The sequence below is a fragment of the Oceanobacillus sp. FSL K6-2867 genome (assembly GCF_037963145.1).
GTDB lineage: Bacteria > Bacillota > Bacilli > Bacillales > Amphibacillaceae > Oceanobacillus.
This window is the reverse complement of record NZ_CP150144.1, coordinates 2046356-2061095: the sequence shown is the minus strand read 5'-3', so window position 1 is coordinate 2061095 and position 14740 is coordinate 2046356. Positions and strand designations below refer to the sequence as shown.

General features: G+C 38.8%; 14 protein-coding genes, 1 tRNA gene, 1 other RNA gene and 1 riboswitch. Of the genes, 9 read left to right on the top strand and 7 right to left on the bottom strand.

Annotation, left to right across the window (positions count from 1 at the left end):
• Positions 1-25: 25 nt before the first annotated feature.
• Positions 26-709 (bottom strand): deoxynucleoside kinase, encoded by a 684-nt coding sequence (locus NSQ77_RS10270; protein ID WP_339230791.1) that lies wholly within the window; start codon positions 707-709, stop codon positions 26-28.
• Positions 706-1365 carry a deoxynucleoside kinase gene (locus NSQ77_RS10265; RefSeq protein ID WP_339230790.1) on the bottom strand — a complete coding sequence of 220 codons (660 nt, stop codon included), beginning with the start codon at positions 1363-1365 and terminating at the stop codon, positions 706-708. Before NSQ77_RS10265 ends, NSQ77_RS10270 begins: the two co-directional genes overlap by 4 nt.
• A gap of 146 nt (positions 1366-1511) precedes the next feature.
• Between NSQ77_RS10265 and NSQ77_RS10260 the strand changes: the two genes are divergently transcribed.
• From NSQ77_RS10260 to NSQ77_RS10245, 4 genes are all read left to right on the top strand, one after another.
• A tRNA-Arg gene (locus tag NSQ77_RS10260) sits at positions 1512-1587 on the top strand.
• Between the two features lie 114 nt (positions 1588-1701).
• Positions 1702-2919, top strand: a complete 1218-nt coding sequence (locus NSQ77_RS10255) for a dicarboxylate/amino acid:cation symporter (protein ID WP_339230789.1) — start codon at positions 1702-1704, stop codon at positions 2917-2919.
• A 229-nt stretch (positions 2920-3148) separates the two neighbouring features.
• Positions 3149-4861, top strand: a complete 1713-nt coding sequence (gene acsA, locus NSQ77_RS10250) for an acetate--CoA ligase (protein ID WP_339230788.1) — start codon at positions 3149-3151, stop codon at positions 4859-4861.
• Between the two features lie 89 nt (positions 4862-4950).
• The gene (locus tag NSQ77_RS10245) at positions 4951-5490 is read left to right on the top strand and encodes a hypothetical protein (protein WP_339230787.1); all 540 of its coding nucleotides are present in this window, start codon (positions 4951-4953) and stop codon (positions 5488-5490) included.
• A 471-nt stretch (positions 5491-5961) separates the two neighbouring features.
• Here the strand turns inward: NSQ77_RS10245 and bioB are convergent, their stop codons facing one another.
• From bioB to hmpA, 3 genes are all read right to left on the bottom strand, one after another.
• Entirely contained in the window at positions 5962-6960 is a 999-nt protein-coding gene (bioB, locus tag NSQ77_RS10240) for a biotin synthase BioB (RefSeq protein ID WP_339230786.1), read from the bottom strand.
• A gap of 319 nt (positions 6961-7279) precedes the next feature.
• Entirely contained in the window at positions 7280-7858 is a 579-nt protein-coding gene (locus tag NSQ77_RS10235) for a biotin transporter BioY (protein WP_339230785.1), read from the bottom strand.
• Between the two features lie 335 nt (positions 7859-8193).
• Positions 8194-9423 carry an NO-inducible flavohemoprotein gene (gene hmpA / locus NSQ77_RS10230; protein ID WP_339230784.1) on the bottom strand — a complete coding sequence of 410 codons (1230 nt, stop codon included), beginning with the start codon at positions 9421-9423 and terminating at the stop codon, positions 8194-8196.
• Positions 9424-9708: 285 nt separating this feature from the next.
• Here hmpA and NSQ77_RS10225 point away from each other — a divergent pair, with 285 nt between their 5' ends.
• Both NSQ77_RS10225 and NSQ77_RS10220 read left to right on the top strand, forming a co-directional pair.
• Complete coding sequence (locus NSQ77_RS10225) at positions 9709-10149, top strand: Rrf2 family transcriptional regulator (protein ID WP_339230783.1); 441 nt, start codon at positions 9709-9711, stop codon at positions 10147-10149.
• 63 nt (positions 10150-10212) lie between these two features.
• Positions 10213-10728: a type 1 glutamine amidotransferase domain-containing protein gene (locus tag NSQ77_RS10220; protein WP_339230782.1), complete on the top strand. Its 516-nt coding sequence runs from the start codon at positions 10213-10215 to the stop codon at positions 10726-10728.
• Between the two features lie 104 nt (positions 10729-10832).
• Here the strand turns inward: NSQ77_RS10220 and NSQ77_RS10215 are convergent, their stop codons facing one another.
• Entirely contained in the window at positions 10833-12122 is a 1290-nt protein-coding gene (locus NSQ77_RS10215) for a glycoside hydrolase family 18 protein (RefSeq protein WP_339230781.1), read from the bottom strand.
• A gap of 64 nt (positions 12123-12186) precedes the next feature.
• On the bottom strand, positions 12187-12720 hold the full coding sequence (locus tag NSQ77_RS10210; RefSeq protein WP_339230780.1) for an isochorismatase family cysteine hydrolase: 534 nt from the start codon (positions 12718-12720) through the stop codon (positions 12187-12189).
• 91 nt (positions 12721-12811) lie between these two features.
• On the opposite strand from NSQ77_RS10210, the gene tadA reads away from it, so the two are divergent.
• The 3 genes from tadA to tenA all read left to right on the top strand — a co-directional run bounded on the left by tadA (position 12812) and on the right by tenA (position 14601).
• On the top strand, positions 12812-13270 hold the full coding sequence (gene tadA / locus NSQ77_RS10205) for a tRNA adenosine(34) deaminase TadA (RefSeq protein ID WP_339230779.1): 459 nt from the start codon (positions 12812-12814) through the stop codon (positions 13268-13270).
• Positions 13271-13322: 52 nt separating this feature from the next.
• Positions 13323-13588: signal recognition particle sRNA large type (gene ffs, locus NSQ77_RS10200), an RNA gene on the top strand.
• A 125-nt stretch (positions 13589-13713) separates the two neighbouring features.
• A riboswitch (TPP riboswitch) is annotated at positions 13714-13816 on the top strand.
• Positions 13817-13908: 92 nt separating this feature from the next.
• Entirely contained in the window at positions 13909-14601 is a 693-nt protein-coding gene (tenA, locus tag NSQ77_RS10195; protein WP_339230778.1) for a thiaminase II, read from the top strand.
• Positions 14602-14740 lie beyond the last annotated feature (139 nt).

The window sequence follows — 14740 nt, the reverse complement described above, 5'->3', positions numbered from 1 at the left end:
TATTCGGGCATCCTTTTGCTTTTTATTATCTAGCTAATTCTCTCCGAGTATATCGGCGTGAATGCTGCAGTGATCGACCAACCTTTTCAAGGATTTGTTCGATTGGATTATCATCCTGCATTAAATCATAGTCAGAAATATTAATGCGCAAAACGGGACAGGCATTAAAATTATCAATCCAGTTTGTATAGCGCTTATACATTTCTTCCCAGTAGCTGACTGGCGTACTTTTTTCCATTTCTCGACCGCGTTCCTGGATTCTGCTAATTATTTCGTCAAACGAGCCTTCCAAGTAAATAAGTAAATCCGGGTGCGGAAAATATGGTGTCATTACCATTGCATCAAATAAATTGGTATAAGTTTCATAATCGGTTGGTGACATTGTACCTTTATCAAAATGCATTTTGGCAAAAATTCCGGTATCCTCATAAATGGAACGGTCCTGTACAAAGCCGCCGCCATATTCAAAAATTTTCTTTTGCTCTTTAAAACGTTCTGCAAGGAAATAAACCTGCAGATGGAAGCTCCATCGTTCAAAGTCATCATAAAATTTTTCCAAATATGGATTTGTGTCCACCTTTTCAAAAGATGTCTTAAAGTCTAATGCTTGTGCTAATGCTTTCGTCATGGTTGATTTACCAACTCCAACCGTTCCTGCGATTGTAATCACACTATCGTTTGGAATATGGTACTTTTCTCTTAAATTCATCGCTGGTTCCCCTTCATTTTGATTCCGCCCGTAACAGCTAAATGGTTTGTTACTTTTTCGATAATGCAATCTAAATCCTGTTGATGCTGCACAAAATCTGTTGTATCACCATTTATCCGGATAACGGGAATATTAGGATGTAATCGTTCAAAAGCATTCATATAATCCTCGTAATCACTTCTTAGCTGCTCAAGGTAAGAAGCCTTTATATTTTGCTCTATATCTCTGCCACGTTTTCTGATTCGTTCCAGAATTGTATCTAGACTAGCATTTAAATAGATGAGCATATTAGGTGTCGGCATATCCTCTGTCAAAATTTGGTAGATCTGCTCGTACTTCTCTAACTTACTCTCTTGTAACGTACGTCTTGCAAAAATCATGTTCTTGGATATATGATAATCAGCTATTACAGCTTTATTTTCCTTCAGATATTTTTTATCGATATCTTCCAATTGCTTGAATCGATTGCATAAAAAAAACATCTCAGTTTGGAAACTCCATTCTTCAATATCATCGTAAAACTTGCCGAGAAATGGATTTTCCTCGACAATTTCCTTTAATAAATGATAATTAAAATGACTGGATAGTTTCTTCGCGAGCGATGTTTTACCAATACCAATCGGTCCTTCAATTGCAATGAAAGGCACTTCTGCCATTATTATTTCCTCCAATCATTGCTTTATAAGACAGATATTATTTATTTTATCATAGAATAGGACTATCTACCATGTGAAATATATGTCGCTTTTCAATTTGACAAAAGTTTTGTATAATGTATTCTATCTTGTCTTAATTACCTTTTGGCTCCGTAGCTCAGGGGATAGAGCATCGGTTTCCTAAACCGTGTGTCGCAGGTTCGAATCCTGCCGGGGCCGCCACTTCCAAGCATAGCATTTCAAAGCAATCTCACTTCTGCATTCTGCCCAAATGAAAAAGTACAGTCTAAAATTAAAGTAAGTCAAAATTAAATCTAAAAAGAGAGGACAAATTATATGAGTCTAACAAAAAAGATTATGATTGCCCTCATATTAGGGGTTTTTGCCGGCGTTATTTTAACCTTCGTTCCAGATAAAGCATTTTCAATAATAGATACGTATTTGCTGAATCCAGTTGGTCAGATTTTCCTGAATTTAATTATGATGCTTGTAGTTCCGCTTGTATTTGTCTCCATTACATTAGGTACAGCAGGATTAGGGGAACCATCAAAATTAGGAAAAATCGGAATCTATACGGTTACCTTTTTTCTAATAACAACAGCATGTGCACTAATCATTGGTATTGGACTTGGATATATCCTCCAACCCGGAAAAGAGGGTGTATTTAATACGGATCAATCCTATGAAGCAACAGAAGCACCACCAATTATGGAAACGATTATTAATATTATTCCGGAGAATCCAATCGCATCAATGGCGACTGGGGATATGCTGCAAATTATAGCATTTGCTATTTTCATAGGGGTTGCATTAGCTTTCCTTGGGGAAAAGACAGCAGGAATTCATCGTTTATTTGAACAAGCAAATGAAATATTAAATTGGTTAGTTATGTTAGTTATGAAGACTGCACCGTACGGAGCATTTGCGTTAGTTGCTTCTGCGATTGGTGACGCAGGCTTAGATGCAATTGGCTCAATGGCAATGTATATGATAACCGTTGTACTCAGCTTGATTGTTCATGGAGCAGTTGTATACAGTCTAGCAATCTGGTGGCTTGGCAAAGCAAATCCGCTTAAATTTTATAAGGGCTTCTTCCCTGCAATGTCTGTTGGATTTAGTACGTCTAGCTCAAACGCAACACTACCAATTTCAATGAAAACTGCGCAAGAAAACCTTGGAGTGAAAAAAGAGATTAGCAGTTTTGTTCAACCATTAGGTGCGACAATCAATATGGATGGAACAGGGATCATGCAGGCAGTAGCTACCGTGTTCATTTCCCAAGTATACGCACTACCATTAAGTGCAACAGACCTGCTTCTAGTTATACTGACAGCTACATTAGCAAGTGTCGGGACAGCAGGTGTACCTGGTGTTGGTATGATTATGCTGGCTATGGTATTAGGCCAAGTAGGTTTACCTGTAGAAGGGATTGCATTAATTATCGGTATTGACCGTATCCTTGATATGTTACGTACGTCTTTAAACATTACAGGAGATGCGGCATGTGCTTTTATTATCTCTGAAAAAGAGAGACGCAGGGAAGCGAAGGCTTAAATTTAGAAAATCACGTTGTTTTCTTTCAGGTAAAGCAGCGTGATTTTTTTTATTTTAATAATTATATTTGAATTTAAATAATATTGCGAATAATAGTAATTGGGATGAATTACTTTAAAATCGTCATAAAATGTTCTAAACTAGAAATTAGTTACCGAATGTTTTAATTATTTTCAATTAATTATTTAAGAAATAATGAAATCGATTACAAATAGGATGAGGTGATTGGATGGATATGCAAGTGATACCAGCTAGAAGTGAGAATTATAATTTAAAAGATTATCAAAAAGCCAGAGAAAACTTCAAATGGGAGGATGTAAACAAGCATTTTACCTGGAATGAGACTGGAAAGGTAAATATCGCATATGAAGCATTGGATCGCCATGCAGAGAATCCTGCTAAAAAAGATAAAGTAGCTTTATTATATTCTGCCCCAGGACGTGAAGAAAAGCTTACATTTTCTGATTTAAGCAAAACGAGCAACAGGTTTGCAAATGTATTAAAAAAGCATGCGGTAAACAAAGGAGATCGAGTTTTTCTTTTTATGCCAAGAAGTCCGGAATTCTATGCGGCGTTCTTTGGAATATTAAAAACCGGTGCGATTGCTGGACCTTTATTCGAAGCGTTTATGGAGCAGGCTGTCCGAGATCGGCTGCAGGATAGTGAAGCAAAAGTGCTTATTACAACACCAGATTTGATTGAGCGGATTCCGCAAGAGGAATTACCTCAATTAGAAACAATTATTCTTGTTGGTGAAGCAGGAGTAGCTCATACTTATATTGATTATCATAGTGAAATGGCTCAGGCCTCAGATGAATTTGATATCGAATGGGTTGATTTAGAAGATGGTATGCTGCTTCACTATACATCGGGATCTACTGGGAAGCCTAAGGGTGTTTATCATGTGCATAACGCTATGATTCAGCATTACGCTACGGGCGAATGGGTGCTTGATTTGAAGGAAGATGATGTTTACTGGTGCACTGCTGATCCAGGCTGGGTAACAGGAACGAGCTATGGTATCTTTGCACCTTGGCTGCACGGTGTTACAAATGTTATTCGTGGCGGTCGTTTTACACCAGATGATTGGTATGAAACGCTAGAGAAAAACAAGGTAACTGTATGGTATACTGCGCCAACAGCATTGCGGATGCTTGTCAGTCATGGTGAAGATGCACTCAAGAAATATGATCTTTCATCATTACGTCATATTATGAGTGTTGGGGAACCGTTGAATCCAGAAGTCGTGACATGGGGGCTCTCAGCATTTAATTTGCGCATTCATGATACATGGTGGATGACCGAAACAGGTGCACAGCTTATCGTCAATCTACCTGCATTGGAAATTCGCCCTGGTTCGATGGGTAAACCGATTCCGGGTATTGAAGCATCGATTGTCGATAATGAAGGAAATGAATTGCCGCCAAATCAAATGGGAAATCTTGCTATAAAGGCGGGATGGCCATCAATGATGCGGCAAATCTGGAATAATCCAGGTAAATATGAAAGCTATTTTATTAATGGCTGGTATGTCTCCGGTGATAGTGCATACCGTGATGAGGACGGCTATTTCTGGTTCCAGGGCCGTCTCGATGATGTGATCAACACATCTGGCGAGCGTGTTGGTCCATTTGAAGTTGAGAGTAAATTAATTGAGCATCCAGCAGTTGCAGAAGCGGGTGTTATTGGAAAACCACATCCAGAACGTGGGGAAATCATTAAAGCATTTATTTCCTTGAATGAAGGCTATGAAAAGTCGGATGAACTATTAGAAGAAATTCGTCAATTTGTTAAGACGGGTCTCAGTGCCCATGCTGCACCAAGAGAAATAGAGATTCGTGACAGCATTCCCAAAACGCGAAGTGGCAAAATTATGCGTCGACTGTTGAAGTCTTGGGAGCTTGGTCTTCCAACTGGAGATACATCAACATTAGAGGAGTAAAATTGAAAAGCTTTGATTGTCGCTTTAGTGGTGATGATCAAAGTTTTTCTTTAAGCTATAAGTATAGCGATAGGATAGGAGCGTTTAAAATGCGTAATAGATACATATCAGACGATCCAGTTCATATTTATCCTGAAACATCGATACATATGCTTCCAGGTGATGTGCTTTATTCTCATAAGACAGCATTATCTTCCATTGTCGTCGGACATGCTGCAATTATTGGCGAAGATTTCCGCATTTATCATGTAAACAGGTGGCCAGATTATGGACATGGTGATAGTATGCCAATTTATTTAAGCAGACATAAAAAGGGCGAGAAGCTGACGATATTACGTCATCCAAACAGGGAAGAGGCCAGAAATGCAGCAAAGTGGGCAAAACAGCATAAGGATCAGATAATATCCTATCACTATACAAGAGACCTGCGCGATATTCAGAAAAACTATTGCTCCAAATTTGTCTGGCAAGCTTTTTACTTTGGAAATGAAGGAAAGGTCGACCTTATAGCAATGAAAGGATTAACATCGTTTACTCGTCTTAGAAGGTATAGTATGCCAGCACAAATTTATTGGAAACTAAAACGAATAGGGGCTTTCAGAAACGTGCTTTATGTTAAAAGGGGTTAGTATTCGATTAGGTAAGAATTGAGTGAAGTATTACTATTTCATCCATAGTTGTTTCCATCCGCAACTGAATCACTATTGCTTATGTTGTCGGGATGACGAAAGTCTTTGCACGGATGAGTGGTAATAAAAATCTCCATCGCACCAGACGGAGTTAATACGCCTTTATTAAGAGGAGTACCGGGAGAAGCCTGGCAAATAAGGAAAAATTGCTACACAGATATGTTTACTAGGAAATTTGGCCGGCGACTATTGAATTTTCTGAGGCAACTCTAGCATTAGCTTCAATTAATTATTACAGTTAATAGATACAGTAATAATAAAACATGCTGATCATACGGCTCGATAATATATGAGCATTCATCTTATGAGAAATGGAAGCGTGGGGATGGTTCTCATGCTTCTTGGGAGGAAGCAAAAGAGCCTCTCCCCTATGCTGATAGCCAAAATAACATGCTTAAATTGTAATCAAGATTACATTTGTTCCTCAGATAATTGGCAATAATCGATTTCAAAACCAAGATCCTCAATCATTTTATGGTCAGCCGTGGTCTCTTGGCCGACCGTCGTTAAGTAATCGCCAACAAAGATGGAATTTGCCGGATAAAGTCCAAATGGCTGCATACTTCTCAAGTTTACTTCTCGACCACCTGAAATACGAATTTCTTTTGTTGGATTAATATATCGAAACAAAGCCAGTACTTTCAAGCAATAATTTGGATATAATTCATTAGTTCCTTCTAATGGTGTCCCGTCAATTGCATGTAGAAAATTTACCGGGATAGAATCAGCATCAAGAACCTTAAGTGTTCTGGCCATATTAATCACATCTTCCTTTGTCTCCTTCATACCGACGATTACACCAGAGCATGGTGATATAGCTGCTTCTTTTACCGTATTAACGGTTGAAACACGGTCATCATAGGTGTGCGATGTTGTAATGTTCGAATGATGGGTTTTAGAAGTATTGATATTATGGTTATAACGATCAACACCAGCGTCCTTTAATTGCAGAGCCTGCTTCGGCTTCAAAATACCCATACAAGCACATACTTTCAAATTGTATTTATCTTTAATTTCTTTAACAGCAGAACTAACCGTATCTACTTCCCGTTTGCTAGGACCTCTGCCGCTTGCTACAATGCAATAGGTACCGGCATTTAGCTTGTCTGCTTGCTCAGCACCTCGTAATAGAGACATTCTATTTATGAATGTGTACTTATCTACAGGTGCGGTTGACAGTGAGGACTGGGCACAATATCCGCAGTTTTCTGGACAAAGGCCAGATTTCGCATTAATAATCATATTTAATTTCACTTTATTACCGTAATAATGTCGCCTAATATTATAGGATCCATGTAGCAACAATAATAATTCGTCAGCTGGACAATTTAGGATTGCAAGTGCCTCATCATCACTGATTTCCTCTCCTGCTAAAACTCGATCTGCCATGAGAAACCAATCATTCGTCATTTTTTATTCTCCTCGTAGTATATTTTTCAAATACAAAACTATTTACTCTTTGGTAATTTTGAGTGTGTTACTCCTTTTTAAACTTTCAAGATACAGACAAAGACCAGTTCAAGGGTGATGGACAACCATTTTGTGATTGTTATCAATACCTTTAGCTTAGATTGACTCTGGAAATAGAATTGGCATAAATCCAGCGAGCATGATGCCAAATTTTGCTTTATAATCATTTGCAAATGATATACATCGGACAAATGTTGAGCCTTAGTTTGCTTTTAGACGGAGATTTTTCATTGAAATTTCCAAAACAGTGTTTCGTCTCTTAAGCGATTGTTTTACGCTCGGTATTTTGGGATTTGTAAATTTTCCCGTGAAGTCGGAATGCCAGTATACCAGCTAGACAAGAGAAAATAATATCTTTAGGAAAGGGAGCAGCCATCCATAACCAAGCAATAGCATAACTAAATCCTTCTGGGGAACCAAACCATAGCTTATAGGCAAAGTACATCCATGTTGTTCCAAAAACATAGTTAATAGCCATTCCTGTTAATGCTGCGATAATAAAGTTCTTTTTCAAAGTTTTTTTCTCTATCATTTTTCCTGCAACATAGGCAACAATAATGTTAGATAAAATAAAACCGAAAGTTGGTCTGATTATGGATGATGGTCCGCCTGAGAATTGAGAAAAAATCGGTGCTCCGGCTAGTCCAATAAGGGCATATACTGTCATAGAAATAGCACCTAATCTGCCTCCAAGCAGAAGACCAGATAAAATACTGAAGAATGTAGTTAAAGTGATTGTCACCCCTCCAACAACAAGAAATGCTGTTAAATTCGCTCCAATCGCCATTAACGAAGCAAATAAGCCCGCCATTGTAATGTCAAGTGTTTTCAGCTTCATTGTTTTCCTCCTTTCAGCTGCAAGCTGGCTTCGGTTGCCTTAAATAATTGGTGTTAAAAATGAGAATATTTCATTTTTGGTTTATTGTCAACCTATTTATTTTTTAGCTAACAATAAAGGTGCTTTTACTTCTTATATATATTTAATTTATACTAGTTTGTTTATGGAGAAGATTTTCCTGTGGATAACTGTTAATCGGAGATTTTTAGTTGGTTTTCTATGGGTATCCGTACTTAAATGAAAGTGCAACCCTTAGAAGATGCACTTTCATCTAATGTGAATGATTATAAAGAGAAAAAGACAGCCTCACTTAGCTGTCTATATTTCATCTTATTTTATTTCGTAATATCATCAGAAGGTCCAAAAATTTCAAAGTGGATATCTGTGTCCGCTACTTGATACTCCTTCAATTGTTGATATACCGCGCTCATAAATCCTTTAGGTCCGCAGAAGTAAAAGGCTGCATCGTTAGTAGGCAGGACTGTTGAAAGATATTCAAAATCAATATGTCCTGCTTTATCAAATTCGTCACCTTCATTTGGACTGGCATAAATGGTGAAACCTTTCACATGATTATTTTGATTAGTAATCTCGTTTACACGATCTTTCATTGCATGGAAATTGCCAGATCTTGCTGCATGAATATAAATAATCTCACGTTCAGGCTGTTCTTGAATTGCTGTTTCAAGCATACTCATCATTGGTGTTAATCCCACACCACCACTGATCAGAACGAGTGGTCTAGTGTCTTTCAAATCAAGAACGAAATCGCCTGCTGGCGCACTGATTGGCAGGATATCCCCCTCATGAACATGCTCATGAAGGAAGCTTGATACCACACCTTTTGGCTGATCTCCTACTCCGTCTTCGCGTTTGACACTAATCCGGTAAAATTCCCCGCCAGGTGCACATGATAAGCTGTATTGACGTAAATGGTGATAGTTTTCTCCGTCAATAACCGCCTTTACAGTAATATACTGACCGGGTTGATACGCTGGAAAAGCTTTTCCATCCTCTGGCTGGAGATAGAAGGATGTAATGACATCACTTTCCACTTCTTTTTTAATAACTTTAAAATTGCGATAATCGACCCATCCACCAGGAACTTCTTTCACTTCATCATACATTGCAGCTTCAACGGATATAAATACATCTGCAATCACGCCATAGGCTTTTGCCCAAGCATCTATAATCTCATCTGTTGCTGCATCCCCTAAAACATCTTTAATTGCCAGCAATAAATTTTCCCCGACAATTGGATAATGCTCAGGCTTAATATTTAAGCTGCGGTGCTTTTGGGCAATTTGCTTTACAACCGGCAAAATAGCTTCTAAATTGTCGATATTAACAGCTGCTGCATACACCGTATTCGCAAGCGCCTTCGGTTGATCGCCTTTTCGTTGATTGGTTTGGTTAAAAATATTCTTTAATTCTGGGTGGTTTTCAAACATCATTTGATAGAAACGTTTTGTTATTGCAGTTCCGTGTTCCTCTAAAACTGGTACAGTAGCTTTTATAATGTCCCTTGTTTTTTGGTCCAATCCAGTAGCAGTTTCTGTTGTCATTTCAAAGCACTCCTTACCGTTTTTTAATTAAAAATATAAAATTGGCTGAAGGAATTTTTTTTACTGGAACAGCCACGTCCAGCCTCAGCGCCCAACGACTAGCGAGATTCCCCATACCTCTATACGTCGTCTCGTATTTAGCCAATAGGGGATGCTTCCGTTTTTATTTTTAAAGATGTATTTATAATACATGTTTAATTATATATGTTTTATTTGCACTGTATCAATAGTGAAAAGTCATTTTGTGTTACAATATTGTGAAGAAGTAAACGAGGTGAGCCATTCATGCAATTAAAGAAGTATACAGATTACGCATTGCGCGTATTAATTTATACAGGAACGAAACCGAATGATGAGCTTGCTAGTATTAAAGAAATCTCAGAGGTTTTCAACATCTCGCAGCATCATTTGGGGAAGATTGTTTTTGAATTGAATAAAATGGGTCTATTGGAAACAATTAGAGGCAGAAATGGTGGGATTCGGCTGGCAAAGTCTGCATCGGAAATCAACGTTGGGCTGCTTGTTCGCAGTCTTGAAAGTGATTTTAACTTACTCGAATGCTTTGACAAGGGAACAAACCATTGTGTAATTACCCCTGCATGCACCCTGAAACACGCACTGAATAAAGCGCTCCATGCCTTTTTCAAAGTGCTTGATGAATATACCGTTCAAGATTTAATTTCGAATGAAGAGGAATTGCGAGCATTAATGGGCATGAATCAATGATGTTTCAATTTCCTATAAAAGGGAAGACTCCTTATGAATCTTATTAGAAGGAGCGGATAAATAATGGGTAAAAAAATCGCAACTGTCATAACCGATATGTTTGAGGATGTTGAATATACAAGCCCAGCAGAGGCTTTTAAAGAAGCAGGACATGAAGTAATCACCATTGAAAAAGAAAAAGGCAACCAAGTAACAGGGAAAAACAAAGAAACTACGTTAACAATTGATAATGGGATTGATGATGTCAATCCAGATGATTTTGATGCGTTGTTCATCCCTGGCGGTTTTTCTCCCGACTTATTACGGGCAGATGATCGCTTTGTGAAGTTTGCTAAACAATTTATGGATGCGAAAAAGCCTGTATTTGCGATTTGCCATGGACCACAACTATTAATTACAGCAAGATCGCTGGAAGGACGCGATGCGACAGGATACAAATCAATCCAAGTTGATATGGATTACGCAGGCGCAAAGGTTGTTGATAAAGAAGTAGTTGTTTGCCAAAACCAGCTCGTTACAAGCAGACAACCAGATGACTTGCCAGCATTTAATCGGGAATCCATTAATTTATTGAAATAGGCGGAAGTATTTAAATTACTGTAATAAATGACAAGAAAAAAGACCGTCCTCCATCAAAAGGGGGGGCGGTCTTTTGAATCGACTGAAAAAGGCTGGACGACATTCTATTCTATTTTTGTTATTGTAAATTGGTCATTTAACAGAAGCCAATTTTGTGGGAAGGCAAGTCCGAGCTTCCAATAGGCGATACCTAGTAAATCCAGCTCACGAATCATGTCGAATTTTGCCTGTATGGATCGGGCATCTTCAAACCATACTTCATGCTCATTTCCCTCAGCATCAGTATAAGTGAAAAATGGTGCCTGTGCTACAGGGTCAAATTGAATAGCAGCATTATGTTCCCGGGCAATTGCGATTGCTTGCTGTGGACTTACAGCACGGGCAGCCTCTCCACCTTCTGCAAATGGTAATGTCCAATCGTAGCCATATAAATTTTGACCTAATAATATTTTATTTGCAGGAATAACGGTTAACGCATATTCAACGACATTTCGAACTTGGTCAATTGGTGAAACAGCCATTGGAGGTCCGTAGCTATAGCCCCATTCATATGTCATCAATACAACAAAATCAACTATTTCGCCATGAGCAGCGTAATCATGTGCCTCATACCATTGACCTGTTTGAGCAGCACTTGTTTTTGGCGCGAGAGCTGTAGATAAGAGTAAGCCTTCCTGGGAAAATCTCTCCTTAGCTTTACGTAAAAATGTATTATATGCTTCTCTGTCGCCAGCTGGCAGAAATTCAAAATCAAAGTGGATATCAGTAAATCCTTCTGAATGAGCTGTGTTTACGATATTATCCAATAATGTATTTTGAACCGCTTGTACGGTTAAAATGATATGACCAAGCTCATCACTGAAACCAGGACCTTCCAAGTTTGTTACAACCATTGCCATTGCTGTATTTGTGTTTTCAGCAATTTCCCTAAGATTCCCCATTGGTGGTGCGTTCAATGAGCCGTCTCGATTTACCCGATAGCTGAATAACGCAAGGTAAGTTAAATAAGGGGAATTTTTGGCGGCGGCATTTTCTAAGGTTTCAGAAACCGTGTCGCCAAATGGCTCAATGTATGCATATGATGTGATTTCACGCTTATCTCCAGGTGGAATATAAAGCCGTAAGCCGACAGGAAGTGTCATCTCAGGTGATATATTATTAATTGATGCCAGTTCTTGATAGCTCATCCCAAATCGATTTGCAATGGAATAGAGGCTATCTCCTGACTGAACAAAGTAAAACTGACCAATGATTGGGATAACAAGCGCTTGCCCGATGACGAGATCATCAGGAGCGTCCAGCTCATTGGCATTCGTAATGGCGACAGCAGTTGTATTGTATGTATTAGCGATTGAAGCCAGCGTATCTCCTTCTGCTACAACATGAATTTGCAAGAAAACTTCCTCCTTCAAAACAATTTCTCATTTCAACTTATGTGAAGGAGGACGTCGATATGACTTAAAGTGGGTCGATATTCGCTTTCATCACAGAACGGATCAAATATAATGCGTAGTCATTATTCTCCTTTGTTTCGGATGCCATACAATTTGCTGGAACATGCATCCCAAGCTGGTACATATATGCATCCTTTGCAGTAAAAAGAATGCAAATATCTCCCGCAATTCCGGCCATTAAAAGGTGACTTCGATTTAAATCTGTAAGCAAGGATTGGAGGGGGGTCTGGAAAAAGGCAGAATGCTGTGGTTTAATCAGGAAGTAATCATCTTCCTCGGGAGCGAGTGCCTCGATAATACCCCTGCTCCGATCATTCTTACAGTTTTCGATAATTTTATGAAAGTCTGCTTGCCATAAACCGTAATGATCATTAACATAAATAGTAGGCAGGCCATTTTCTTTAGCAAATTTCTTCAGCTTAATGAGGTTTGGCAGAATTGCCTTCGTATTTCGATATAAATCATCACCGCCATCAAAGTCAAAATCGTTGATAATATCGATAAATAATACGGCAGTGTTATTAAGTGATGTATCCATTTATAGGTCTCCTTATATTCGGTATAGACTACTTAATAGTATTTCCCCGTTTCGGATTGTTTCAAACTTTAAAACAAGGCGTTGTGATAATATGAATGATGTAAAATTTATGGAAGCGGCAATTGAAGAGGCAAAAAAAGCATCTGTATTAAATGAGGTTCCAATTGGTGCGGTTATTGTATATAACGATGAAATTATTGCAAGAGGTCATAACTTGCGGGAAACCTCACAAACGACATTATCCCACGCTGAACTCGTTATTATACAGGAAGCAAATGGAAAAATAGGCAGCTGGCGACTGGAGGATTGCACCCTTTACGTTACATTAGAGCCATGCCCGATGTGTGCAGGCGCTATTGTCCAGTCACGAATTAAGCGTGTTGTGTACGGAGCAGCAGATCCCAAGGCTGGCTGTGCAGGTACATTAATGAATTTATTGAATGAACCCCGTTTTAATCATCAGGTTGAATTAACGTCAGGTGTTTTACAAACAGAGTGTGCTGCATTGCTTAAAGATTTCTTTCGTGCACTTCGCAAAAGGAAAAAATAGTCGGTAACCTTGGTGTTGCATTTTGTCGTTTTAGTCGTTATAATGGTAACTACCGTGCTAAGCGGGGAGGTAGCGGTGCCCTGTACTCGCAATCCGCTATAGCGAGGCTGAATTCCCACTCTAGGTGTGGCGATTTTATGGTCTGCCTTAAGGGATTGGTGTTGACGTCCGGGTCCTACGCAACAGGAACCCACGAACCCTGTCAGGTCCGGAAGGAAGCAGCAGTAAGTGGAACCTTCTGTGTGCCGTGGGGAAGCCTAGGCCGAGCCATGAACTTAAGTAACGCATAGGGTCGTCACATCGAAAGTGGGTGCACGGCTACATAATTCAATCAAACACCCTTCAAACGTTTTGAAGGGTGTTTTTTAATGCGATGAAACACATTTCATGTAAATAGTTTTACTTTTATGAAAAAATGAAATAAGATAGAATCAGAATAAATAAAAATCCACTAGGGGTGCCATTTGGCTGAGATAAGATACATTTCTTTATCCCTTTGAACCTGAACTGGTTAGTACCAGCGTAGGGAAGTGGAGCTGGTGACTTATACATATTCTGTAGCTGTATATAAAACCACTCCATTTCGGGGTGGTTTTTTAGTGTTCATACAAAGGTAAATACAGGGAGGAGTAATTATTATGCGTTTTTCAGAATCATTGCGAGAGGCAACAAAACAGAGTTGGGAACTAAGTCTAAATCATCCATTCGTACAAGGGATTGTACGTGGCGATTTGCCATTGGAAATATTCAAAAATTATATTTTGCAGGATATTTATTATCTGAAGCATTACGGTAAGGTGCACGCATTTGCCGCTGCACATTCAGATGACTTTCATGTTGCTGCCAAACTGGCTGAAAAAGCAAAGAAGACAGCTGAAGCAGAATTAACCGTGCATAAGGAGCATGCAGAAATTTTACAGATTACAGATGCGGAAATAGAGAATTTTAAGCCTGCACCGACTGCATATGCGTATACATCGCATTTATACCGAGCATCACTGTCTGGAAGCCTGTCTCAAATTATAGCTGCAATGCTGCCATGTTACTGGTTATATGCAGATATTGGCTTTACTTATAAGGAAGCAAAACCGAAAGAGGAAATTTACCAAAATTGGCTAAACACATATGCGAGTGAGTGGTTCCAGGAATCCACACAAGAGATGATTGACCTGCTTGATGAATTAGCAGAAAAAGCAAGCGAAACAGAAAAACGGAAAATCAAAAAGCAATTTATTATTGCGAAAGAATATGAGCTCGCATTCTGGGAGATGTCCTATACGTTTGAAACATGGCTTTCGGAAAAGCAAGAGACTCGGCGTCTGTTTAAATAAAAAATCAGGGTGGTATATAAAATCCACCCTGATTTTTTATTCCGCAAAACTTTCTAATCAACCTACTTATAAACGAAATGTGACAGTAATACCAGATGACTTTTTAAAAAAATATATTTCGTCTGCTTATGGTTCACAT